We start from the raw sequence: 23,780 nt of genomic DNA, 5'->3' as shown, positions 1-23,780 counted from the left end.
GCATAACCTGTCACGGCGTATTAGCGAGACTGGACGAAAGCCCATGGCAGCGCTAAAACGAGACATAGTCTGGAGACTGTGATGAAGCCGCGCCAAGCCTTTTTTGAATGTCTGCACCGCTCGCCACCGGCGCTGTTCGAAGCCGCGCTGTGGATCGCCGCCGAACATGATCCTGAGGCGGACGTACCGGCGTTGCTCAAGGATTTCAAGGATCTGCAGCAGTTGGTCAGCCATGGCCTGCCGATGTTACCCGTCAGCGAACTGGGCCAACCTCTTCTTCGACGCCTTAATGACCTGGGTTTCGCCCAGGACGACTTCACACCCCTACGCCCCCGCGCGGCATTGCTGGACAAAGTCCTGGCCCGTAAACGCGGCCAACCCCTGGCCCTTGGCCTGATTGCGCTGGAACTGGCCCGAGGGCTGGAAATCCCGATGGCCGGCGTCAATTTCCCCGGTCATTTTCTGCTGCGCGTGCCCGGCGCCGATCATCTGCTCGACCCATGCGGTGGCCGTCGGCTTTACCCCAATGACTGCCGGGAGCTACTGCAACGCCAATATGGCTCGAACGTGCCGCTCAAGGCCGAGCACCTGGTCAACGCCGAGCCGATGCAAATGCTGCAACGGCTGTCGCGCAACCTGCGGCAATTGCACCTGGCGAACGATGATTACATTGCGGCGCTGATCGACGCCGAACGGGTGCTGGAAATGGGCAACGCCAATGCCGCCGATTATCTGGCCCGCGCCAGCCTTTACCAGCGGCTGGACTGCCCCAACGCCGAACGTTTCGATCTTGAGCACGCCTTGATGCTCAGCGACGATCCGATCCAGCGAATCCGCTTGACCGAGCGACTGGGCCATCTGCCGCCGAACTCCATCGTGCATTGAGCTCCATGCCGTCGGCAGGCAACTCTAAGGCGTGTCAGGCTGATTCGCCGGATGCGCCTGCTGGAACGCAACATGCCCAGCCGCCAACGCCGCAACCCGACGGATCCGCGGGTACGCTTGCAACGAAACATTGAACCGCTCGGCGGCGTACAGCTGCGGGATCAGGTAAACATCAGCCACCCCTGGCGTAGCGCCGAAGCAATAGCCTTCGTTGCCAATCAACTGCTCCACCGCTGCCAGTCCTTGGCCGATCCAATGCCCGATCCACTCCGTCACCTGCGTTTCATCGTGACCCCACTGCCGCAGCTTGTTGAGCACGCTGACGTTATGCAGGGGATGAATGTCGCAACCGATCAGCGCGGCGACGCCACGTTCGTGAGCACGAAGCGCCAGGTCGCCGCTGAGTAGCGGCGTCTGGGGGTAACGCTCCTCCAGATATTCGATGATGGCCGGTGATTGCACCAGCAACGCCCCCTCCTCGGTGCGCAACGCCGGCACCCGCCCCTGGGGGTTGATTCCCAGGTAGGCCGGCTTGCGATGTTCGCCCCCCGGCGGTGCGATCAGGTTAACCGGCAGGGCCTGGTAATCCAGGCCCTTGAGTGCCAGGGCAATACGCACCCGGTAGGACGAGGTGGAACGGTAGTAGGTGTAGAGTTCCATGCCCGTTCCTCAACGCGCCGGCAGAATCTTGCCGCGGCACTCGCCAAAGCCTATGGACGCGCCAGCCTCGCCTCTGCAACGGGCGCGCAGGATGATTTCGTCGCCATCCTCCAGGAACTTGCGAACTTCACCGGAGGCCAATTCGATCGCTTTTTTGCCGCCCTCGGTGATCTCCAGCAAGCTCCCGAACTGACCGCTCTCAGGCCCCGACAACGTGCCCGAACCAAACAAGTCGCCGGCCTGCAATTGGCAGCCGTTGACGCTGTGGTGCGCAACCATCTGCGCCACGGTCCAATACATGTATTGGGTATTGCTCAACGTCAATCGATGGGCCGGCAGGTTCTGCTCGCGCATGGCCTCGGTCAGCAGCAGCACTTCCAGTTCGATGTCGAATGCACCGCCAGCCTGGTCGCGTTTGTCCAGCAGATACGGCAACGGTTGCGGATCGCCCTCGGGACGCGCCGGTTGAGGGCGTCGGAACGGTTCAAGGGCCTCGGCCGTCACTACCCATGGCGAGACGCTGGTCAGGAAGCTCTTCGACAGAAACGGCCCCAGCGGTTGGTATTCCCAGGCTTGGATATCCCGGGCCGACCAGTCATTGAGCAGGCAGAAACCGGCTATGTGTTCGGCGGCGTCGCCAACAGCGATGGGCTCGCCCAGTGCATTGCCTTTTCCGATCCAGATACCCAGCTCCAGCTCATAGTCCAGGCGCGCACAGGGGCCGAACGTCGGCTCGGTCTGGCCGGCCGGCAAGGTTTGGCCGTTCGGGCGACGCACATCGGTGCCAGACGGACGAACCGTCGAGGCACGACCGTGGTAGCCAATGGGGACGTATTTGTAGTTCGGAAGCAGCGGATTGTCAGGCCGGAACAATTTGCCGACATTTTGCGCGTGCTCGATACCCACATAGAAATCGGTGTAGTCGTTAATCTTCGCCGGCAGATGCATCTGGCAATCGGCTGCCGGAGGCAACAACGTTTCGCCCTCGGCCTGAATCTTCTCCCGCAGGGGGCTGTCTTCGCGCAGCAGCTCCAGTAGTCGTTCACGCAAGGCAACCCGGGGGGTGCGACCCAAATCGAAGAACGCGTTCAACTGGCCGTTCTCCATCGCCGTGACGGCTTCGCCTGCGGCGCCATCGAACAAGCCGGCTTGCAGCGCCGCCTGTAAATCGAAAACCCGGTCGCCAATGGCAACACCGCTGCGTGGAGCGCCGCCAGCCATACTGAAAATGCCCAGCGGCAGATTCTGCAAGGGGAAGTCGGTATGGCCGTTGGCCGATTCGACCCAGCTACGGGTGAAGGAAACTTGGGACATGGGTTATCTCCGGGTCGGATCAAAATTGACCGGCAGCGAGGCCCAGCAGGCGTCGTAGTCAGTTTGCAATTGCGGGCAGTCCAAGGCGAAACGGCTCGGACGCAGCACTTGGCTGGTCTCGAACATGAAGGCCATGGTGTTGTCGATTTTTGCCGGCTTGAGCTCGGCATTGATCGCCTTGGTGCAGGTTTCGCCATCAGGACCATGGGCACTCATGCAACTGTGCAACGACGCGCCTCCCGGCAGGAAGCCCTCGGCCTTGGCATCGTAGGCGCCCTGGATCAGTCCCATGAACTCGTTCATCAGGTTGCGATGGAACCAAGGCGGACGGAAGGTGTTTTCCGCCACCATCCAGCGTGGTGGGAAGATCACGAAATCGAGATTCGCCAGGCCGTGAACACTGGTAGGCGATGTCAACACAGTGAAAATCGACGGGTCCGGGTGGTCGAAACTGACCGTGCCGATGGTGTTGAAACGGCGCAGGTCGTACTTGTAGGGGACGTTGTTGCCGTGCCAGGCCACGACGTCGAATGGCGAATGATCCAGCTCGCAGGCCCATAACTCCCCCAAGAACTTCTGCACAAGCGTGGTCGGTTGTGTGAGGTTTTCGTAATGGGCGACCGGCGTCAGGAAGTCGCGTGGATTGGCCAAGCCATTGCTTCCGATAGGCCCTAGGTCCGGCAGCCGCAATGGCGCACCGTGATTCTCGGCGATATAGCCGCGGGCTTGCGAGTCGAGCAATTCGACGCGAACTTTCAAACCCCGGGGCAACACGGCGATTTCCAGCGGCGCCACTTCCAGCACGCCCAACTCGGTGGTGATCCTCAGCCGCCCCAACTGAGGGACGATCAGCCATTCGCCATCGGCATTGAAGAACACCCGCTCCATGGAACGGTTGGCCCGGTAATGATAAATGCTGATGCCAGCCGGTTTGTCAGAGTTGGCATTGGCCGCCATGCGAACCAGCCCATCGATGAAATCGGTGGGCTCGGAAGGGATCTCCAAGGGGTTCCAGCGCAGGCGATTAGGCGTGACGTCACCCAGCGGACCACCCGCCAACTGAGCGCCGAGCTTGGCAAACGCCGGATGATGAGCCGATGGCCGGATGCGGTACATCCAGGTCCGGCGCGCTTCGCCGCGGGCCATGGTAAACGCAGTGCCGGAAAACAGTTCGGCATAAAGGCCATACGGTGCTTTTTGCGGGGAGTTCTGGCCGACAGGCAATGCGCCGGGCAGCGCTTCGCTGGCGAACTCATTACCAAAGCCGGACAGATAAGCCAGTTCCGACGCGGTGGAGTCGAGGTTCATGGAGCCTCCTGGGATGCGGCCCGTCATTCAACGAAAAGCTTGAGGCGCACCGGGTTATTTTTATCGTAATCAGATTACGCATAACGTAATTTGCTCGGCAGCGACCGTCAAGCTATAAAGACGCCCATTCGCCTCTCCGGACCTGCCTTCCATGGAAAACCCGCCCAGCAACGGTAAACAGAAAGTCCGCTCCGCTGAGGTCGGCACCGACATCCTTAAAGCGTTGGCCGAGCTGTCTCCCTCAACGTCGCTGTCGCGCTTGGCCGAACATGTGCAAATGCCGGCCAGCAAGGTCCACCGCTATTTGCAAGCGCTGATCGCCAGCGGATTTGCTGAACAAAACACAGCCACCAATCACTACGGCCTGGGCCGCGAAGCATTGCGGGTGGGCCTGGCGGCGTTGAATGGCATGGACGTACTGCAAGTGGCCGCCCTGCCCTTGGCCGAACTGCGCGATGACTTGAACGAAACCTGTTTTCTGGCGGTATGGGGTAATCACGGCGCAACGGTGGTGCGTATCGAACCTGCGGTGCGAGCCGTGACCGTGGTGACGCAACTGGGCTCGGTGCTGCCGTTGCTCAGCTCTTCCACGGGGCTGGTTTTCGCGGCTTATCTGCCAGAACGGGAAACCATCGGGCTGCGTGTGGATGAAGTAAAAAGTACCAGCGACCATGCACTGGCCGACGACCAGGCCTATACGCTCTTGTGCGAGCAAATTCGCAGCCGTGGCCTGCACCATGTGCATGGCTTGCTGATGCCCGGTGTGGATGCCCTGTCCGCCCCGGTATTCAACGCCGTCGGCCAGGTGACGGCGGTGATGACCATCGTCGGTCCGACTTCGCTGTTCCACGCCGACGAAAACGGCCCGGCGGCGCAGCGTCTGTTGGCAGCGACCCGGGCCGTGAGTTGGCGGATGGGGTATGAGGCAGCGCCCGGATCAGTCCAGGAAGTCCGGGACGATGCGTATCACTAGATCATTCAGATGATGGGTGCCCAACCGCGGATGCAGGTCGCGGTCTTCCCCACTGAAGGCAGCCGTATAAATACCTTGGTGATTGCCTTTGACGTGGTAGGGAATATCGTCGTTAATGAAATGGTCCAGTAAATATTCAACCAACGATTTAGATGAAGATATCACCTGTGTGTCGACGTCATGCGGCACAAAATCGGTGACATAAACTTCATTCAGATCAACCCCGGGCAAGTGAGCTTTCAATGCACCATGAACCTCCTCAGCGGATAAAGACCTGATAGAGCGCAGCGATAACTCCATGGATGGCTTTTCGGTAAGTTCCAGGACGATATCAGTAACGATCTTTTCAAACGCTATTATATCCAGCGCTTTGACACGGTCTTCATCGGCAAAGGAATAGCGCTTGTTGAAAATATTGCTGGTGCCTTGCGTGTAATGGGGAGGCAGCTGTTTTTCCACGCAAGCCAGCGTTTCATCGAACAGTGTCCTGGAAGTCGCCGAGCTGACGTCCGCCAAGTCGGTCATCGTGTTCAGATAAGTACTATGAGGGCTGAGATCCAGAACCTCCAAGCGATCACCCAACAACACCTGCACGGCAAAGTCCACGCGAGTGTTTTTTAGCGCTACAAGCCTTTCGGAATAAGAAGAAAATAATGGGGTATTCATAAGCGTCCTTGTCATGTTCATGATCTCGAACTTCCTGTTCGGTCGGTCACTTATACATAGTTCAACCTGCCATTGCAGGAAAACAAATGTAAGAATGCGTAAGGAGATCAGCGACCGCTTGTATTCAATTCATGACCCCCATGAGCTTTGCCTTCGCCACCGCTTGGGTACGCCGTTGTACACCCAACTTGCTGTGGATTCGACGCGAGTGTGTTTTTACAGTGTGCAATGAGATGAACAGTTGTTCGGCAATCTGCTGATTCGAATACCCCTGCGCAATCAGCTCGAGTACTTCCAGCTCGCGCTGGCTGAGCACGGTTTCTTCAGCCATGGTTATGGGGGGCGCGACCTGCTCTGGGGATTGGATCGCGCCGCGCACCAGATCAGGTTGGCGCAGACACAGTTCGCGCAGCGCTTGTTGCGCCCGCCAGCAGGCGACACGCTCGATACCTTCTTGCAGGAGCGCGCGCGCCTGGGGACGGTCAGCGGACAACCAGACCACTTCCGCCAACACCAGATGCAGTTCGGTTTCCAGGGCATGCATCTCACAGCGTTGCGCCTGGGCAATCATTTCCCTGAGGCGAGCCTGTGGGTCTTGTGCCCGACCCAGGTAGACCTCGGTCAGCACCAACAAGTATTCAAGACGCGGGATCAGTTCCAGGGTTGCAGGTGGCGCCTGCTTGGCCTGCGGCCCGCTAAAATGCCGCAACACACGGGTCAAGACTTCATGGGCCAATTCCGGTCGCCCCTGCTGCAACCAGAATTGACAGCTGGTTTGCAGCAATACGCCTCGATATACCGTGTCGGGAATATGCCGTTGCTGCATGATCCGCTCGGCATCACGTAGCTGCATGAACGCCTCGCCGTAGTCACCCTGGTTGGCTGCCAGGCAGGCCTTGCCGAGGAAGCCATAGAGCACTTGTTTGTCATGATTGCGCAGGCCCGCTTCGAGGCCCGCCTGGAAATGTTCGGCGGCCTGCTCGTCAAAGCCCATGCGTAACGCCAAGCGCCCTCGTCGCAAGGCAATCCGCCCCAGCAGCGCGGAAAAATCCTGCCCCGGCTTATCGAGCAATGCCTGGACGGCATCCAGCAGGTGGTCGGCCCGGTGGGGGGCACCGCGCTGCTCGAGAATCTGGGCGTGATCCAACTCCAGCAGCCCTTCAAACACCAGTGAACCTTGCGCGCGGGCCACGCATAGCGCTTGGCGGTTGATCCATTGCGCAGACGTCAAGTCACCTGCCAGCAGCGCCTGTTGCGTCTGTCCGATCAGACACAGCACTTTCAGGGCCCAGGCCTGCGGATCCAAGCCGATTTGGGCCTGGAGGAAATGTTCACGTGCAGGCAAGCCATCGCCGCGCAGGTGCAACAACCAACCGCGCAAGACCTGCCATCGGGCGATCAGTTGGCGCTGCTGGCAAGCCAAGGGTTGCGGCACGAACCGGGCCAGCTGTTCGATGCAAGCCTGCGCCTGGTCGAAGCGTCCGGCAAACAGCAAGGCGGTGGTGACCAATCCCACCGACTGTGGCGTCCCGAGTGACAGCGCTTCACCCTGCTGGTCATGCAAGGCCAGCAATAGCTGGGCGTTACTGCCCTGTAGCACATGTTCGAAGTTCAGATGCTGCAAGGAACTGACGGCGGCCTCGAACTCACCGGCCTGCATGGCCTGCGCGAACGCCATTGGCCAATCCTGCTCGGCAGCGAACCACTGGCAGGCCCGTCGATGCCAGGAACGGCCCTGCGCCCAGGGCTCGTCCCGCACCAGCCGGGCCAGGGGCGGAAAAATCTGCAGCCAGTCCGAGGATTGCTCCCAGGGCTCGATAAAACACCCCAGGTCCAGCAGCAATGGCAGGCATTCAGCGCCCACCGTGTCGCCGAACAAATGCGCGCAGAGGCGAGCGTTGAAGCGCGGCAGATGCGCCAGCACGCGCCAGGCTTGAGCCAGCTCTGGAGTCAACGTGCCAAACAGTTCGTATTCGAGGTAATCGAGCAATGTGCCGGCCCGCCCCGGCGCAGCATGCCGACGCGCCCATTCACAGCGTTCAAGCAATGTGATGCGTACCCCGGCACACCAGCCACCGCTGCGCTGGATCACTTCACGGGCCGTACGCGCCGCCAACGGATCGGGCAAGTGACTGAGCAATTGCCGGACATCAATATCGGTAAACACCAGGGCCTGGGCATCGAACTCGTACAATTCGTCATCGAGCAACAAGCGCGGCCAATTGCAGTGAGGACGACGGCGGCCATTCAACCACAGGTGCAGCAACGGACTGCTGGCGTTCAACAAACGGTCGAGCAGTTGGTCGAGTTCCGGATTGGGCACCCGGCAATAGTCATCCAGGAACAGCCAGGTAGGCGTCTGCAAACGCGCCAGGTGGGCCAACAGGCTCGACTCATCCGTGACCGGCAATCCGAGGGCCTGCGCGAGGCATTCACACAGTTGCGCCGTATCCATGGTGGCACCCGCCAACGGCAGCCAATGCAACCGGCACTCCGCTGGCGCCTGCAGGAAACATTCGGCGAACAAGGCGCTCTTGCCACTGCCAGCCGGTGCGCAAAGCAGCTTTACGCGGGCCTCGGAAGCCACCAAAGGTTCGCTCAACGACTTGCGCGGCACATGCGTCGAAGACAGCCGCGGCAGCAGCCCAGGACGGTCCGGACACGGGGTCATGGCAGTCATTGTGCGAGGTCCCTTTTATTGTTGTTCCTTCACCCTAGCCTGTGTCGACCACCTTAGGAGAAGTATTCAGCGCGCTGATTGGCGCCCATAAAAAAATGACCGGCAGGAGGCGCTGCCGGTCATTCACAACTATCTCAAGTCAGCCACAGTTATCTTTCCAACAGTCGGACCTTAGCGCACGCCACTCGAACGCAACGCCGCCGGGGTGTAGTCGGCTGCCCGTGCCTCGAAACCGTACTCGTAGGCGTGTTTCTCTTCGTTCTTCATGCCCAGCGCGATGTAGCGACCGGCAATGATGTCGTAGAGCGCCTCGAGCGTGTAGCCCGGGTTCTGGTGGTCGTAGTAGAACTGGGCATGACCTTCCGCCACGCGCCACAACTGGCCGCGACCGTCATAGTGGTCCACCAGCGCCGCTTGCCAGCTGTCTTCGTCGAAGTACATGTGGCGCTTGGCATAGATGTGCCGTTCGCTGGGCTTGACCGTACCCACCACTTCCCAGACCCGGTGCAATTCGTAGCGGGTCAGGTCCTGGTTGATGTGGCCGGCCTTGATCACGTCATCGTACTTGAGGCTCGGGGAATCAAGTTTGTAGCTGTTGTACGGGATGTACATCTCCTTCTTGCCGACCAGTTTCCAGTCGTAGCGATCCGGCGCGCCGGAGAACAGGTCGAAGTTGTCGGAAGTGCGCAAGCCGTCCGCAGCGGTGCCCGGGCCGTCGTACGCCACTTGTGGGGCGCGACGCACGCGGCGCTGGCCGGCGTTGTAGATCCACGCCAGGCGTGGTTCCTTCACCTGGTCGAGGGTTTCATGCACCAGTAACACGTTACCGGCCAGTCGCGCCGGGGCCGTTACCGACTGTTTGAAATAGGTCAGCACGTTGCTGGCCTTTTCCGGGTCGGCGTCCTTGATCAGGAACGGCACGGCGATTTCTTCTTCGAAGCGGATCGGCGTGAAGCTGCCGTTGGTCTGCGGCGTGGCCTGGGTGATGATGCGCCGCACGTTGCCGCCGTGATAACGGGTGACGTGGTTCCAGAGCACTTCCACGCCGTTCTTGGGAATCGGGAACGCGTAGTAACGGTTGCCGGTGAAATTGGCCAGGCCGTTGCCCTCGTTGATGGCGTTCACATTGAGCGCACTGCGCTTGGCCGACTCGTAGATTTGCGGCGGCAGGCCAACGCTGCGATGGGTTGGGTAGACCGGGATCTTGTAGGTTTGCGGATAGCGCTTGAACATCGCGATCTGGCCTTCGGACAGCTTGTCCTTGTATTTGTCCACGGTCGCGGCAGTGATGGTGAACAGCGGCTTTTCATTGGCGAACGGGTCGGCCAGGAAACCTTTGCCGTCCACGGCACCAGCATTTTTCGGGATGCCGCCGGTCCAGGCCGGAATCGAGCCATCGGCGTTGCCGGCCTTCTCGGCGCCCAGCGGCGTGAGGCTGGTGCCCAGTTTGTTCGCTTCCTCCGGCGAAACCGCCGCCATCACATTCGCTGCCAGCAGGCTCAGGGCCAGGGCACCGCATTGCAGGATCATCTTGCGCATTGGGTTTTCCTTGTCAGCCAGATCAGAAGTTCACGCCGAAGCTCAGCGCGAGGAAGTCGCGGTCTTCGAGAACGTTGTAATCGCCGCCGAAGAAATCGGTGTAGCTCAGGCTGGCGGTGTAGGTGTTGCGGTAATCGGCATCGACACCCACGCTGACCGCCTTGGCGCCTTCGTTGAACAAGCCGTTGGGGCCATAGCCGGCCACGTCATGGGACCAGGACACGTTGGGTTTGAAGTTCACCCCGCCGATGACGTTGGAGTAATCGAGAATCGCCCGGGCGCGATAACCCCAGGACGTCGAAGTGACAAAACCGTCGGTGTCGCCTTGGAAGCCATATTGGCCATAGACCGAATCACGGCCATAACGCAGCGTGTCCTTGGACTCCAGGCCACCGACATGCACCACCGCAGCTTCGCCGACCAGGGTCAGGCGATCAGCCCCCAGTACCTGATCGAAGAAGTGGGTCAGGGTGCTCTGGACCTGGGTGACTTCCTTGCGGCGGTAGCCGGTGTTATCGGCACCCGGCGAAGTGGCAATGGGTGACGCGGCGCCACCGGCAATCGGATTCACCAATGCGAGGGTCAGGTCGTTGGTGCTGAGCTGCACCGGTGCGTTGGGGCGATAGCTGATTTCGCCGGTCCACGCGGTACCGGTGGGCAGCGTGGTGGAGAAACTGGCGCCGTAGAGGCGGATGTCTTCAGGGTATTCAAGATAATACCCACCGCGCCCCAGCATCACGCTTTGGGCCAAGCCCGCGCCGCTGCCGGGCGCAATCCCCTCGGCAATCGCAATCATGCCAGGCAACGCGGACAGCGTGGACAGTCCCGCCGTGGTGGTGCCAACGGTCGGCGTGCGGCTGTGATAGTTCATGAAGTACAGGCCGTACTCGGTGTCATCGCCGAGCCAACGCAACGCCGTGCCCCACTGGCCGGAATCCCGTGCATCGCGGTCACCGCCGCGAGGAATGACAACCCCTTCGCTGGTCACCTGGATGCCCTGCCCGAATGCCTCGGTCAACGGCACGAATGGCGCAATCGCCGGGCTGCCCACGGTGTAGCCGCTGGTGCAACCGTCCGCCACTACGTCGTTACCAAAGAACGTGCCGCAGTTGTCGACAACCGTCTGGTCCCACTCCAACTGGTAGAAGCCTTCGATGGTCAGTTTGTCAGTCAAGCCCTGGGAGGCGAACAGCATGTTCACCGGGATCAGGCCTTCCTTGATCTCCGCGCCCGGACGACGGAACGCCGACACGTCCACCGGATTGATGCTGTTGATGGAGTTGCCGATGAAAGTACTCTCACCCCAACTGACCACCTGCCTGCCGGCGCGCACCGTGCCTGGCAAATCGGCAATGGAATAGTTGTGATAGACGAAGGCATCGAGAATCTGTGCCCCTGATGACTTGGCGCCCTCCTTGCGATTGCTGTCGCTGATGTCCTTGAACTCGCGGCTTTCGTCCTTGAGTTCGAAGTCATACCAATACTTGCCCCGCACGAAGACGCCAGTGTCGCCGTACTTGAGTTCGAGGTCATGCAGGCCCTTGAAGATTTTCGAAAAGGTCTCGCCTTTCTTGAAGTTCAGTCGCCCATCGTCACCGGTGGAGGACTGGCCCCGACCGCCATTGACCGTGCCGACAAGGTCACTGTCGGCATCGCGCATGCCCCAGCTCGCGCCCACGGACAGCGATGAATCGAACTGACCCTCGATCTCGCCAATGTTGAATGAAACGGCCTGCGCCTGGGCACAGCAGCCCAAAGCCACCGCGGCGGCCAGCGCCTGCGGCTTGAAGATGGCGCGCATTGTTATTGTTGTCATGCGTCTTCCCCGGTGAGTGACAGAGGCTTCACCCTACTGCTGCACGCCATGGGCGATAAGCGCACCAAGGAGGTATTCGCGCTGTACCTAAAAAGGATGACAGCCCATGCGGGACAGGCGTCTGCGCGGCGCATGAACGGAACGGATGATGGGTTATCAGCGCTGCGCATAACTGTCGTGGTGCTTGCTACTGTTGCGCGCACTGCAACAGTGCATGTCCGGATCCGAGCTGTTTCCCCAGGCGCCCGATCCTTATGCTGGCCGGGCTTGCAGGACAACGGGCCAGCAAGCACCAAGTCGTCGTGGCGTCCCTCGCGCCCGGCGCACCGTCATTCGGATGGATTGCGCATCAATCCATCATCCCGTGTTCACTGACGTTGATTTGTAGCTCCTTTACAACGTCATGCTTAGGCCGCTGCTTATTTGCAGCGGCTTTTTTTATGTGCGGGTTATTTAACGCGGGGGAACTCTTCTTTCCTACACCATCGCCGGAAACGTCCACCGCGCCAGCTACAGCGAAACCTATAGCCTGTTGTATCTTCCTACAACAAAGCCGGAAGCCAACTACGTATGCTTTTAAAACCCACTGTTACGCTGAAATCGTTCGCAGCATTTCGCTTCGATTTAATGACAGTGAGTCGTTTAAAAATGCAGATAAACAGCCAAAGCTATCGTTCAAAAAAAGGTTATAACAATCGCGTTCGTTTTTTGGTCTTTCATTACACTGCAGGCAACTTCGCGTCGTCCATCAATGCATTAACCGGCCCTTCCGTCAGTGCCCATTACCTCATCCCGGACTTTGCCGATCCCACTTATCTGAAGGCCTGCTTCAAAGAACCACAAATCTTCAACCTGGTAGACGAGAACCAGCGAGCCTGGCACGCCGGCGTGAGCAGTTGGGGTAATCGCAACAATCTGAACGACACCTCGATCGGCGTGGAGATTGTGAACCTGGCAACCGATAACCAAGGTCAATTTACTTTTCCGCCCTACAAGGCACAGCAAATAGAGGCGATCGAATACTTGGCGGCGGACATTCTCAAGCGATATCCGGATATCGGTCCGGTCAATGTGGTGGGCCACTCCGACATCGCCGCCGGGCGAAAGAGTGACCCTGGCCCGATGTTTCCGTGGCACGCACTGTATCTCAAGGGTATCGGCGCTTGGTTCGATGACACGACTCAGAAGTCTTTTGAGCAGGCGTACCTGGCCAACGGAATCCCCCTTCGGGAACAATTGCTCGGCCTATTCAAGAGGTATGGCTATGACACTTCGGCTGCCACGACAGGTATCGGCTTCCAGCGTTTGGTACGAGCTTTCCAGCTGCACTTTCGCCCGGCCAAGTATGACGGTGTGATGGACATCGAGACGGCCGCGAACCTGGCAGCCCTGGTGAAAAAGTACTTTCCATGAGCCGGTTGCCGCTGACAGCAACCGTCCCGGGCGATAAGACTTAGAGGGCGTGACGCTGCAGGTTCGCCATCATCTCTTTCAAGGCTTCCAGATTGTCGTTCGGGTGTACCGCATCCTGGAAATCGCAAATCTGCTGCCAATGGGCGGCGACGTCTTCAGGGGAAAAACCTTCGCGCGGATCGAACCCCGCGCCCAGGCTGCGCTCCCAGCGCACCTTGCCCATCCAGCCGCCGCCCACTTCGAATAGCCCGGACGTTTCCTGGCAGGCCTCACTGGCGAGGTACACCACCAGCGGACTGACAAGTTCAGGCTTGAGTTGCTCGAACACCTGCGGCGGGATCAAGCCTTCGGTCATGCGCGTGCCGCCCGTTGGCGCGATGGCGTTGACGAGGATGTTGTTCTTGCGGCCTTCGATGGCCAGGGTACGGGTCAGGCCATAAAGGCCAAGCTTGGCCATGCCGTAGTTGGACTGGCCGAAGTTGCCGTAGATGCCGGAGGTGGACGCGGTGAAAATCACTCGTCCGTAGTTCTGCTCGCGCAAATGTGGCCAGGCGGCACGGGTGACTTTATAGGCCCCTTCGACATGAACGCGGTAAACCAGGTCCCAGTCGGCATCGTCCATCTTGTGGAAAGTCTTGTCCCGCAGGATACCAGCGTTGTTGACGACCACATCAACCCGACCGAACGCATCCAGCGCGTTCTGCACAAGCTTGTCACCGTCGGTGACGGAGTCGTGGTTGGCCTCGGCGATGCCGCCGGCCTCGCGGATTTCTGAAACCACGCGATCGGCTGCCGAAGCGTTGGCGCCCTCCCCTTGAGCCGAGCCGCCAAGGTCGTTTACCAGCACTTTTGCGCCATGCCTTGCGAACAGCAACGCGTGGGCACGCCCCAGGCCACCACCGGCTCCCGTAACGATTACGACTTTATCCTCGAAGCGCACAGACTCATTCATGGAAGAACTCCAGCAGGCCAGTAAGACGATGAACAGGAGTGTCCGGTACAAACCCGCCGGTCACAATCAACTCGGCTGAGAGTGAATAGCGCGCGATAAGGTGAGGGGATGATGCAGGCGATACGTCACGAGCAAGCCATTTGCCTGCAAGACGCGGCAATGACTTCGCGAAACGCCAGGTAATGCTTGAGGACCTGTACCGGTGCCTCGGTGTGCGGATAGTGACCGATGTCGGGCAGCAGCACCGTGTCGGCATTCGGGATCAGGGCGCGGTAGCGCTCGACCATATGCGCGCCGGAAATCGGGTCGAACGCGCCATCGATGACCCGCATGGGCACACCGCTTCTCTGCATCGCTTGGACCCAGCGATCACGCTGCACGCGACGTTCCGGAATATACGTGATGAGCCTGTGCATGATCCGCGGTCCGCGATGGGTTTCGACCAGGCTCCAGTAATCATCCAACTCGCTTTCGGAGGGGCCGGTCCTGGGGCCGAAGATCTGCCGGAAGCTTTTAACCAGGCCGTCCCGTGAGAACGCCCGGCCAATCAGCCAACCCAAAGGGCTGAGCAACAGTCTTTGCATCAGCACGGGACGATGGGTCTCCGGGAACAGGCCACCGTTGAGAAACACACAACTGGCGACATCGATGCGCGCCTCGTCATGTCGGGCGATCAACTCTTGGGCCACGCTGTCGCCATAATCATGGGCCAGCACGTGGACCCCTTGTGTCACCTTCAGGTGCGCGAGCAAAGCCTGCTGCAAATCTGCCTGTTCCAGCAGGCTGTAGGCGTGACCTGCCGGTTTGGCGGAATCACCAAAACCGAGCATGTCGCAGGCAATCACCTGGTAACGCTGTGCCAGCGGCTGCCACAGGTAATGCCAATCCCAACTGGCAGTGGGAAAGCCGTGAATCAGCAATAGCGGCTCGCCGTGCCCCGCCGTCCAGTAACGGATGGCGTGGCCGCGAAACATGAACGTCTGGCCGCGCTGACGCCAGATACGCAGGGGAATCTGGACCATGGGCATCAGCTTTTATAACCCGTGTCTTGCTGATCGAGCTTACGCAGCAACGCCGGCCAGGCCAGCGCGCCGCCCATTCCCTGCGCGCTTTTGGTCACCCCGGCGACCATCGCTCGGGCCCCGGCCAGCACCTGTGGCTCGATGGCGATCAACTCGGTACCGCCCGTCTGGGCCAGGACCTGGATATCGCAGGCTCGCTGAAAAATGAACATCATCAGAAAAGTATCGGCGATGGTGCCGCCGCAGGTCAGCAGGCCATGGTTATGCAGCATGAGGAAGTTCTTGTCGCCCAGGTCTGCTTGCAGACGAACCTTTTCTTCAGGATCAAGGGCAACCCCTTCATAGGGGTGATACGCCAGGCTCGACAGCACGAACAGCGACTGTTGGCTGATCGGCAGCACCCCTTGCTTCTGTGCCGAGACCGCGACGCCGGCTGCGGTGTGGGTATGCAGCACGCACACCACATCGTGCCGCACCTCGTGCACCGCGCTGTGGATGGTAAAACCGGCAGGGTTGATCTCGTAGGGACTGTCCAGCAGCTTGTTGCCGGCCTGATCGATCTTGACCAGGCTCGACGCAGTGATTTCATGGAACATCAAGCCGTACGGGTTGATCAGGAATTCTTCCGTGCCAGGAACTTTGGCGGAGATATGGGTGAAGATCAGATCGTCCCAGCCGTGCATCGCGACCAGCCGATAACACGCGGCCAGATCGACCCGTGTTTGCCACTCCGCCGCACTGACCTGATCCTTGATGCCGGGTGTCGATTGAATGGGGGTTACGCTCACGACTGTGACCTCTGGCTTCTTTTTATGGAAAAGATATCCACGATTTTCATGAACAAGAAAATCAGTCTAGTCAGCTCCAGCCAGGTCGGTAGTTGCATTTGCAGCCAGCTTACTGGCCGAGCGAGTCAGCCCGAGCCTCTTTCAGAGGCGCAGGCCATGTCCTTTCAACCGCGCAACGCATCGACCAACTCGCCCAGCCAGGGCTCGGCATCGGTTTCCGGCGTGACGCTTTCGCTGGCATCCAGGCGCAACATTGGCAGCACTTCGCGTACCCCCAACTCGGCGAACAATTCGCTCATCTGCTCGCCACCACCGCAGAACGTATCGCCATAACTGGCGTCTCCCAGGCCGATGACGGCGCCGGGCAGATCGCGAAACGAAGCGGGCAATTGGTCGCGAATCGTCGAATACAGTGGCATCAGGTTGTCAGGCAGTTCACCCATGCCCGTCGTCGATGTCACCGCCAACAGGGCTTGCGGTTCGAACGCCTGAATATCCGCCAGTGTCGCCCGAGGGTTGTGGAATGTTTCGAAACCGGCATCACCCAGCATTTTGGCAGCATGCCGGGCAACTTCTTCGGCCGTGCCGTATACGGAGCCGGAAAGGATGGCGACTTTCATCAATGTGATCCTGAAGCAGAATATATAGAGCCGGAATAGTAACAGGGCGGCGTGCTTAAGTTGCGATTGGCTCTCAACAACCAATAATGGCAAGTGGATATCACACAGGATTCTTCTAGAATGCAACGCACAGGGATGTTTTAAGGGGAATTCCATGATTAACGCGCACCTGATGCAACTCGTGATCAACGCTTCCAATGACGGCATTGTCATTGCCGAAAAGGAAGGCGATGAAGACAACATCCTGATTTACGTCAATCCGGCATTCGAGCGGCTGACGGGCTACTGCCGCGACGAAATTCTCTATCAGGACTGCCGCTTCCTGCAGTCGGGCGACCGCGACCAGCCTTCCTTGGAACAGATCCGCAGGGTTCTGAAGCAAGGAGGCTCATGCCGGCAGATACTGCGAAACTACCGTAAGGACGGCACGCCGTTCTGGAATGAGTTGTCGCTGTCCACTGTCAAAAACGAGGCGGATGGCCACACGTATTTCGTTGGCGTACAGAAAGACGTAACGGCCCAAGTAAAGGCTCAACAGCGCGTCGCACAGCTGGAAGCAGAGTTGGCCGAAGCCCGGGAGACCATCGCACGACTCCATGCGACGAATGGTGCAAACAAAACGGCGAATTAACGGTCAGTCACTACAATCACCCGTGAAAGTATAATTTTCGAGCCCCTTATGCAGCGCGACGCCCTTCTGACCAAGGATGAGCTGGACTTCATCCGGACCATGCAGCACAACCCGCAGCTCAACGAACGGGATGTCACGTCGAGCTTGCTGGTGAACGGCGGGTCGCAGATACGTGATCTATTGACGCGCCTGGCAGCGAACGAACAAGTCACTTTGCAGGCGAATTTCGAAAACCAGCAGATGACCTTTCCCTTGCATCTGGTTGAAGATGAATTCCACGCCATGCACCTTCGCCTGGGTGTGCCGAGCATCTATGAGGACGGACCGAAAATCCGCCCATGGCGCCTCACGCTCGACGAGCCGGTGGCCTTGGAAAATGCCAAGGGCCAGCCGGGGCCTTTATGGGTGCACGAAGTGTCTTGCAAGGGCGTACTGCTGGAAATTCGCAACCGTACCAAACCACCCAGACAATTCGTCTCGTGGTTCAGCCCGTCAGGCTACGAGAGGATTTCACTGCGCGGTACGTTCGAGCGAGAAACAGACCAAGGAATGTTTGCCTACCATCTGAGCCAGCATGACCAGGACGAAACCGAGCGCCTGCGTCAGTACATACTCCAGCAGCACCGCCTGACTCATCCGGCGATGCACCTCTAGCGACGGTTCAAGTGTCCAGGTTGCCGGCCAGAAATTGACGCAAACGCTGGCGCATCACCGTACCTTCATTTCCCAGACAAGCGATTGCTGACCCCGCCAGGCTTTCCTGCGCCAGGTCGGACGCATCGCCGGCCAGCATGACGGGGCAATCCAGGCTCATCGCCAAGCGGTTAAGGCGTTTGGGCAGCTCGGCAACGGGCGCATGGTTGGAAACCAGTACCAGCGCCAAAGGCTGCATTTTCTGACAAACCAGGGTCAGCTCGTCAAAAGGTTGGCCGACCGTCATGACCCTGACGCCGACCTCAGCCTTGGACACATACAGCGCCGTTACCAGCAGCTCCAACTCACGACATTGGCCCGCAATGGCGCTGACCAGCACACGTCTCGATGAGGAATCCCGCTTGAGCAGCAGTCGCTGCGTTACGCGCGAACGCAGGAAGCCATCGTAGAACAACCATTCACTGGTTTGCCCGAACTCATGCTGACGTTGCAGCAGTTCTCGCCAAAGGGGCATCAGGATATCTTGGAACACGATCGGAACGGCGTAGCCGGAAAACACCTGTCCGTAGACGCGATCGAGTTCCACGTCGTCAAAGTTACCGACTGCGTGCAACACCTGTTGCTGCCACTGGCTGTAATCGGCACGTACCAGATCGGAGGAAATAAGATTGGAAACCGGCTGCACCGATTCCGCCTTGGCTAGAATCTTTCCCACCTTGCTCACGGCTACCCCACGCTCGATCCAGGCGAGAATGCTGCGCACCTTTTCGATATCGCTCAGGGCATACAGACGGTGTCCGCTTTCGGTGCGAGTGGGTTGAATCAGACCGTAGCGCCGCTCCCATGCACGCAAGGTCACTGGATTAACACCAGTCAACCGCGCCACCTCACGGATAGGAACCAGATCTTCGCGCGTCAAGGCGTCGGACACCTGGAACGCAATGTTATCCTCGGTGTTTACGCTCATTCGCATGCTTTCCCGACTGGAAAATTGGATCCCATTTTATCTCCTCCCAAGCATGTCATGACAAGGGCATAACGCGATCAACGCGCGCAATTGTTGTTTTTTACTCGACAAGGAATAATCCTTGCCGACGTATTGCAACCAGACGCTGCCCATTACCCATGGGGCGTTTCCCCGCGAACCTCTTATCCGGAGCGCCGCGCTTGTAACATGGAGATACAAAATGTCTACCTCTCCCGTCACGCTAATGGTCGCCCGTCGCGTTGCCAAGGGGCGCTACCAGGATTTGATTGCATGGTTGCGTGAAGGCGAGCAATTGGCCACCGATTTCGCCGGTTACTTGGGTTCGGGCGTGCTCGCTCCACCGCCCGACGGCGACGAATTCCAGATCATTTTCCGTTTCGCCGACGAGCAGACTCTGCATGCCTGGGAGTACTCTGCCTCGCGCACGGCCTGGCTGGAACGAGGGAGCGAGCTGTTTGCCCAGCCGTCCGAACATAGGGTGCGAGGCATGGATGGCTGGTTCGGCGCGATCGGCCAACGTCCGCCACGCTGGAAACAAGCAGTAGCTATCTGGCTCGCGTTCTTTCCTGTTTCGTTATTGTTCAATTTCCTCTTGGGACCATTGCTCAACGAACTGGGTTTGCCGAGCCGTGTCTTCATCAGCACCCTTATACTGACGCCGCTGATGGTCTATCTGTTTATTCCCATGTCGACTCATATACTGGCGAGCTGGCTCACTGGCGCACCGCAACGGCCCTTGCCAGCGAAGCCCTCCACGCAGAATCATTGAAGCGACACTAAACCGGTGGGAGCCACCGTGCTCCCGCGGACTCGTCGCGGCGCCTTGCGTGAAGACTCCAGCCGCTCGTCATAAAGGAACGTATTCGTGAAACAGGGCACAACCGCTCCGATCCTGATCACCGGCGCAGCCCAGCGCGTCGGCCTGCATTGTGCACGGCGGCTGCTGGAAGACGGGCACCCGGTGATCGCGACGTATCGCACCGAACGTCCAGGCATACAGGCGCTGCGAGATTTGGGCGCCACGGTTCTGTTTGCCGATTTCGCCAGTGAATCGGGGATTCTCGCCTTTATCGATCAGCTCAAGCAGCATACCAACCAACTGCGCGCCATTGTGCACAACGCCTCGGCCTGGCTGGCCGAAGCCCCGGGCAGTGAAGCGGACGCCTTCCACACCATGTTCAGCGTGCACATGCTCGCGCCTTACTTGATCAATCTGCATTGCGCCCAGTTGTTGGAACGTTCGGTACCGGCGGACATCGTGCACATCAGTGACGACGTGACGCGCAAGGGTAGCAGCAAGCACATCGCCTATTGCGCCACCAAGGCCGGCCTCGAAAGCCTGACCCTGTCCTTTGCAGCCAAGTACGCGCCTGCAATCAAGGTCAACGGTATCGCCCCGGCCCTGCTACTGTTCAATCCCGACGATGATGCGGCCTACCGTGCCAAGGCGTTGGCCAAGTCCGCGCTGGGCTTCGAACCCGGCAGCGAAGTGGTTTACCAGAGCCTGCGTTATCTGCTGGATAACCCTTACGTTACCGGCACGACGCTCACCGTGAACGGCGGGCGGCACATCAAATAGTCCTGTTTCGAGGAAGCACCATGGCGTTATCGCCCCAGCATTACCGTGAGATCCTGATCGGTCTGGGCGAAGACCCGGAGCGCGAAGGCCTGCTGGACACACCGGTGCGCGCAGCCAAGGCCATGCAGTATCTTTGCCACGGCTATGAACAGAGCGTCGAGCAGGTGGTCAATGGCGCTTTGTTTGCCTCCGACAACGATGAAATGGTGATCGTTGCCAATATCGAGCTCTACTCATTGTGCGAACATCACCTGCTGCCCTTCATCGGCAAGGCCCATGTGGCTTATATTCCTACGGGCAAGGTCCTGGGATTGTCGAAGATCGCCCGGCTGGTGGACATGTTCGCCCGCCGCCTGCAGATCCAGGAAAACCTCACCCGGCAAATCGCTGACGCGGTGCAACACGTCACCCAGGCGGCCGGTGTGGCGGTGGTGATCGAAGCCCAGCACATGTGCATGATGATGCGCGGTGTCGAAAAACAGAATTCGACCATGAACACCTCAGTGATGCTCGGCGCCTTTCGCGAGTCCAGCAACAGCCGCCAGGAGTTCCTGCAATTGATTCGACGGAGCCAATAAATGCCACAACTTCAGCCCGCCATGGCGCGCATCAAGGTCAAGGACCTGCGCCTGCGTACGTTCATCGGCATCAATGAGGACGAGATCCTCAACAAGCAGGATGTGTTGATCAACCTGACCATTCTCTACGCCGCCCAGGATGCGGTGCGCGACAACGATATCGAGCATGCGCTGAACTACCGAACCATCACCAAGGCGATCATTGCCCACGTGGAAGGCAACCGTTTCGCCCTGCTCGAACGCCTCACCCAGGAGCTGCTTGACCTGGTCATGGCCAACGAGTCGGTGCTGTACGCCGAAGTCGAAGTGGACAAGCCGCATGCCTTGCGATTTGCCGAGTCGGTGTCGATTACCCTTGCGGCAAGCCGGGCTGCTTCGTAGCAGCCAAAAGCTCCAGGCTGTAAGCTTCAAGCCTGACCGCAAACCAACTTGTAGCTTGAAGCTTGCCGCTTGAAGCCAACTCGCAGAGACCTCCATGAACGACCAACAACGCCTCGAACTCGAAGCCGCCGCTTTCCGTCGGCTGGTTGCCCATCTGGACAGCCGCAAGGATGTGCAGAACATCGACCTGATGAACCTCGCTGGCTTCTGCCGCAACTGCTTGTCCAAGTGGTACAAGGCCGCTGCCGACGAGCGTCAGATCGAGGTCAGCCTCGACGATGCGCGTGAAGTCGTCTACGGCATGCCGTACGCCGAGTGGAAAGCCCAATACCAGAAAGAAGCCAGCGCCGAACAGCAGGCGGCGTTTGCCAAAGGAAACCCCAATGCCTGACCTGAATACCTTCCGCGCCAGCCTCAAAAGTGGCGAACATGTTTTCGCCGATACCCTGGCCTTTGTCGCCGAAGGCTACGAGTACCAGCCCCAAGCTTTCAACAACGGTGGTGTCGAAAACTCCGCCGGGCAGAACGAGGGTTCCTGCAAGACCTTGGGCCTGGCACTGCTGGAAGGCTTGAGCGATGAAGAGGCGCTCCTGGCGTTTGGCGAACATTACCGCTCGGTGCTGGCCACGCCCGAAGGCAGTGACCATGGCAATATCCGCGCGCTGATGGTCCACGGATTGGCCGGCGTGACGTTCGAGGCGCAGCCACTGCAACGGCGCTGATCGACCCGCTTTTTGTGGCGAGGGAGCTTGCTCCCGCTGGGCTGCGCAGCAGACCCAAGCAGTCAGATTCAATTTGCCTGACACACCGGGTTGTGAGGTTTCGGGGCCGCTTCGCGCCCCAGCGGGAGCAAGCTCCCTCGCCACGGAAGCGGTTCTGGCAAGCTTCGCACTTATCCACATCCCGACTTTTAAGATTGACCCGGCAACTTTATTTCGTTTGCCGGTTCTCTCTGCTCACGGCTTAGATAAAGGACATCTTTCCTTCCTCCGAGCCGTCCTCCATGAGCAGCGAAACCATCAGCCAATCGATTTCCTTCGTCCACCCCGTCAGCCTCAGCCACGGCAGGAACGCCGAAGTCTGGGACGTTGAAGGCAAGCGCTACATCGATTTCGTGGGTGGCATCGGCGTGTTGAACCTCGGCCATTGCCACCCACGCATCGTCGAGGCCATTCGCGAGCAAGCCACCCGCCTGACCCACTACGCCTTTAACGCCGCGCCTCATGTGCCTTACGTGCAGTTGATGGAACGCTTGGCCGCATTCATCCCGGTGGATTACCCGATCAGCGGCATGCTCACCAACAGCGGGGCGGAGGCTGCGGAAAACGCCTTGAAAATCGTCCGCGGCGCCACGGGGCGCACCGCAGTGATCGCTTTTGACGGCGGTTTCCACGGCCGAACCCTCGCCACGCTGAACCTCAATGGCAAGGTCGCTCCGTACAAACAAAAAGTCGGCGTACTGCCCGGGCCGGTTTATCACCTGCCCTACCCCAGCCAGGACAACGGCGTGACTTGCGCCGAGGCGTTGAAAGCCATGGACAGGCTGTTCAGCGTCGAGATCGACGTGAACGACGTGGCCTGCTTCATCGTTGAACCGGTGCAGGGCGAAGCCGGGTTCCTGGCGATGGACGTGAGCTTCGCCCAGGCGCTGCGGCAGTTCTGCGATGACAAGGGCATCGTGCTGATCGTCGATGAGATCCAGTCCGGCTTCGGCCGCACCGGCCAGCGCTTTGCATTCCCTCGACTGGGCATCGAGCCTGATCTGATCCTGCTCGGTAAAAGCATTGCCGGTGGCGTCCCGCTGGGGGCGGTGGTGGGACGTAAAGCACTGCTGGACACCTTGCCCAAGGGCGGGCTCGGCGGCACTTACTCGGGCAACCCCATCGCCTGCGCCGCAGCCCTGGCGACCCTGGACGAAATGACCGATGCGAACCTGCGGGCTTGGGGCGCCCAGCAGGAAGAAGCGATTGTCAGCCGTTACCAGTCATGGCGCGACCGTAGCCTGTCACCGTACCTGGGCCGATTGACCGGCGTCGGCGCGATGCGCGGCATCGAGCTGGCCAACGCCGACGGCACGCCGGCCACAGCACAACTGACCCAACTGCTGGCCCTGGCCCGGGCCTCGGGTTTGCTATTGATGCCCAGCGGTAAATCGCGGCACATCATTCGTCTTCTGGCGCCATTGACGACTGAGCCGACGGTGATGAAAGAGGGGTTGGATATTCTGGAAGCCTGCCTGGCGAAGCTGTCCTGAAAACCAGGATGCGCTGAGGGACTGACATAACGAATTATGTTCGCTTGTGGTAGCCGATTGCGGCTGGCAATACTGGCCG

The 23,780-nt window shown here is 59.4% G+C and carries 24 protein-coding genes; 12 read left to right on the top strand and 12 right to left on the bottom strand.

All coding sequences use genetic code 11. From position 1 onward, the window contains the following. The first annotated feature begins 81 nt into the window (after positions 1-81). Entirely contained in the window at positions 82-885 is an 804-nt protein-coding gene (locus HU742_RS04270) for a SirB1 family protein (protein WP_186643844.1), read from the top strand. 24 nt (positions 886-909) lie between these two features. Here HU742_RS04270 and maiA read toward each other — a convergent pair whose 3' ends face one another. The 3 genes from maiA to hmgA are packed head-to-tail and all read right to left on the bottom strand — an operon-like array spanning position 910 to position 4,167. Then, positions 910-1,545 carry a maleylacetoacetate isomerase gene (gene maiA / locus HU742_RS04265; RefSeq protein ID WP_186638173.1) on the bottom strand — a complete coding sequence of 212 codons (636 nt, stop codon included), beginning with the start codon at positions 1,543-1,545 and terminating at the stop codon, positions 910-912. Positions 1,546-1,554: 9 nt separating this feature from the next. After that, positions 1,555-2,859 carry a fumarylacetoacetase gene (gene fahA, locus HU742_RS04260; protein ID WP_186643846.1) on the bottom strand — a complete coding sequence of 435 codons (1,305 nt, stop codon included), beginning with the start codon at positions 2,857-2,859 and terminating at the stop codon, positions 1,555-1,557. 3 nt (positions 2,860-2,862) lie between these two features. Continuing rightward, entirely contained in the window at positions 2,863-4,167 is a 1,305-nt protein-coding gene (gene hmgA, locus HU742_RS04255; RefSeq protein ID WP_186638167.1) for a homogentisate 1,2-dioxygenase, read from the bottom strand. Positions 4,168-4,318: 151 nt separating this feature from the next. On the opposite strand from hmgA, the gene HU742_RS04250 reads away from it, so the two are divergent. Next, positions 4,319-5,140: an IclR family transcriptional regulator gene (locus HU742_RS04250; protein WP_186638164.1), complete on the top strand. Its 822-nt coding sequence runs from the start codon at positions 4,319-4,321 to the stop codon at positions 5,138-5,140. Here the strand turns inward: HU742_RS04250 and HU742_RS04245 are convergent. The 4 genes from HU742_RS04245 to HU742_RS04230 form a co-directional block, all read right to left on the bottom strand. Further along, positions 5,105-5,806, bottom strand: coding sequence for a hypothetical protein (locus HU742_RS04245; protein WP_186643848.1), 702 nt, complete (start codon positions 5,804-5,806; stop codon positions 5,105-5,107). The two genes, HU742_RS04250 and HU742_RS04245, sit on opposite strands and share 36 nt — an antisense overlap. A gap of 124 nt (positions 5,807-5,930) precedes the next feature. After that, positions 5,931-8,486 carry a helix-turn-helix transcriptional regulator gene (locus tag HU742_RS04240; RefSeq protein WP_186643850.1) on the bottom strand — a complete coding sequence of 852 codons (2,556 nt, stop codon included), beginning with the start codon at positions 8,484-8,486 and terminating at the stop codon, positions 5,931-5,933. A 171-nt stretch (positions 8,487-8,657) separates the two neighbouring features. Further along, complete coding sequence (locus HU742_RS04235; RefSeq protein WP_186638141.1) at positions 8,658-10,025, bottom strand: DUF1329 domain-containing protein; 1,368 nt, start codon at positions 10,023-10,025, stop codon at positions 8,658-8,660. A 22-nt stretch (positions 10,026-10,047) separates the two neighbouring features. Then, positions 10,048-11,841, bottom strand: coding sequence for a DUF1302 domain-containing protein (locus HU742_RS04230; RefSeq protein WP_186643852.1), 1,794 nt, complete (start codon positions 11,839-11,841; stop codon positions 10,048-10,050). Positions 11,842-12,489: 648 nt separating this feature from the next. On the opposite strand from HU742_RS04230, the gene HU742_RS04225 reads away from it, so the two are divergent. Next, positions 12,490-13,254, top strand: a complete 765-nt coding sequence (locus HU742_RS04225; protein ID WP_186643985.1) for an N-acetylmuramoyl-L-alanine amidase — start codon at positions 12,490-12,492, stop codon at positions 13,252-13,254. Between the two features lie 40 nt (positions 13,255-13,294). Here HU742_RS04225 and HU742_RS04220 read toward each other — a convergent pair whose 3' ends face one another. The 4 genes from HU742_RS04220 to HU742_RS04205 all read right to left on the bottom strand — a co-directional run bounded on the left by HU742_RS04220 (position 13,295) and on the right by HU742_RS04205 (position 16,636). Further along, the gene (locus HU742_RS04220) at positions 13,295-14,206 is read right to left on the bottom strand and encodes an SDR family oxidoreductase (RefSeq protein WP_186638134.1); all 912 of its coding nucleotides are present in this window, start codon (positions 14,204-14,206) and stop codon (positions 13,295-13,297) included. 125 nt (positions 14,207-14,331) lie between these two features. Next, on the bottom strand, positions 14,332-15,234 hold the full coding sequence (locus tag HU742_RS04215; protein ID WP_186638131.1) for an alpha/beta fold hydrolase: 903 nt from the start codon (positions 15,232-15,234) through the stop codon (positions 14,332-14,334). Continuing rightward, positions 15,234-16,016: a class II aldolase/adducin family protein gene (locus HU742_RS04210; protein WP_186638129.1), complete on the bottom strand. Its 783-nt coding sequence runs from the start codon at positions 16,014-16,016 to the stop codon at positions 15,234-15,236. The genes HU742_RS04215 and HU742_RS04210 overlap by 1 nt, the downstream gene beginning before the upstream one ends. 164 nt (positions 16,017-16,180) lie before the next feature. Next, positions 16,181-16,636 carry a flavodoxin gene (locus HU742_RS04205; RefSeq protein WP_186638126.1) on the bottom strand — a complete coding sequence of 152 codons (456 nt, stop codon included), beginning with the start codon at positions 16,634-16,636 and terminating at the stop codon, positions 16,181-16,183. Positions 16,637-16,790: 154 nt separating this feature from the next. Between HU742_RS04205 and HU742_RS04200 the strand changes: the two genes are divergently transcribed. Then, entirely contained in the window at positions 16,791-17,267 is a 477-nt protein-coding gene (locus tag HU742_RS04200) for a PAS domain-containing protein (protein WP_186643854.1), read from the top strand. A gap of 48 nt (positions 17,268-17,315) precedes the next feature. Continuing rightward, complete coding sequence (locus tag HU742_RS04195) at positions 17,316-17,921, top strand: hypothetical protein (RefSeq protein WP_186643856.1); 606 nt, start codon at positions 17,316-17,318, stop codon at positions 17,919-17,921. A 7-nt stretch (positions 17,922-17,928) separates the two neighbouring features. Here the strand turns inward: HU742_RS04195 and HU742_RS04190 are convergent, their stop codons facing one another. After that, complete coding sequence (locus HU742_RS04190) at positions 17,929-18,888, bottom strand: MerR family transcriptional regulator (RefSeq protein ID WP_186643858.1); 960 nt, start codon at positions 18,886-18,888, stop codon at positions 17,929-17,931. A 220-nt stretch (positions 18,889-19,108) separates the two neighbouring features. Between HU742_RS04190 and HU742_RS04185 the strand changes: the two genes are divergently transcribed. The 7 genes from HU742_RS04185 (at position 19,109) to HU742_RS04155 (ending at position 23,701) form a co-directional block, all read left to right on the top strand. After that, a complete protein-coding gene (locus HU742_RS04185) occupies positions 19,109-19,678 on the top strand; it encodes an antibiotic biosynthesis monooxygenase (RefSeq protein WP_186638117.1) in 570 nt (189 codons plus the stop codon). Between the two features lie 96 nt (positions 19,679-19,774). Continuing rightward, positions 19,775-20,488 carry a dihydromonapterin reductase gene (folM, locus tag HU742_RS04180; protein WP_186643860.1) on the top strand — a complete coding sequence of 238 codons (714 nt, stop codon included), beginning with the start codon at positions 19,775-19,777 and terminating at the stop codon, positions 20,486-20,488. Positions 20,489-20,508: 20 nt separating this feature from the next. Then, a complete protein-coding gene (gene folE, locus HU742_RS04175) occupies positions 20,509-21,066 on the top strand; it encodes a GTP cyclohydrolase I FolE (RefSeq protein ID WP_186638113.1) in 558 nt (185 codons plus the stop codon). Then, entirely contained in the window at positions 21,067-21,447 is a 381-nt protein-coding gene (folX, locus tag HU742_RS04170) for a dihydroneopterin triphosphate 2'-epimerase (protein WP_186638111.1), read from the top strand. It abuts the gene before it with no gap. Between the two features lie 94 nt (positions 21,448-21,541). Further along, positions 21,542-21,838: a DUF1244 domain-containing protein gene (locus tag HU742_RS04165; protein WP_181287618.1), complete on the top strand. Its 297-nt coding sequence runs from the start codon at positions 21,542-21,544 to the stop codon at positions 21,836-21,838. Continuing rightward, positions 21,831-22,169: a HopJ type III effector protein gene (locus tag HU742_RS04160; protein WP_186643862.1), complete on the top strand. Its 339-nt coding sequence runs from the start codon at positions 21,831-21,833 to the stop codon at positions 22,167-22,169. Before HU742_RS04165 ends, HU742_RS04160 begins: the two co-directional genes overlap by 8 nt. 281 nt (positions 22,170-22,450) lie before the next feature. Further along, positions 22,451-23,701 (top strand): 2-aminoadipate transaminase, encoded by a 1,251-nt coding sequence (locus HU742_RS04155; RefSeq protein WP_186643864.1) that lies wholly within the window; start codon positions 22,451-22,453, stop codon positions 23,699-23,701. Positions 23,702-23,780 lie beyond the last annotated feature (79 nt).

This window comes from Pseudomonas marvdashtae (assembly GCF_014268655.2).
GTDB lineage: Bacteria > Pseudomonadota > Gammaproteobacteria > Pseudomonadales > Pseudomonadaceae > Aquipseudomonas > Aquipseudomonas marvdashtae.
Note: the sequence above shows the minus strand (reverse complement) of the source record. Positions and strands in the feature narration are given on the sequence as shown.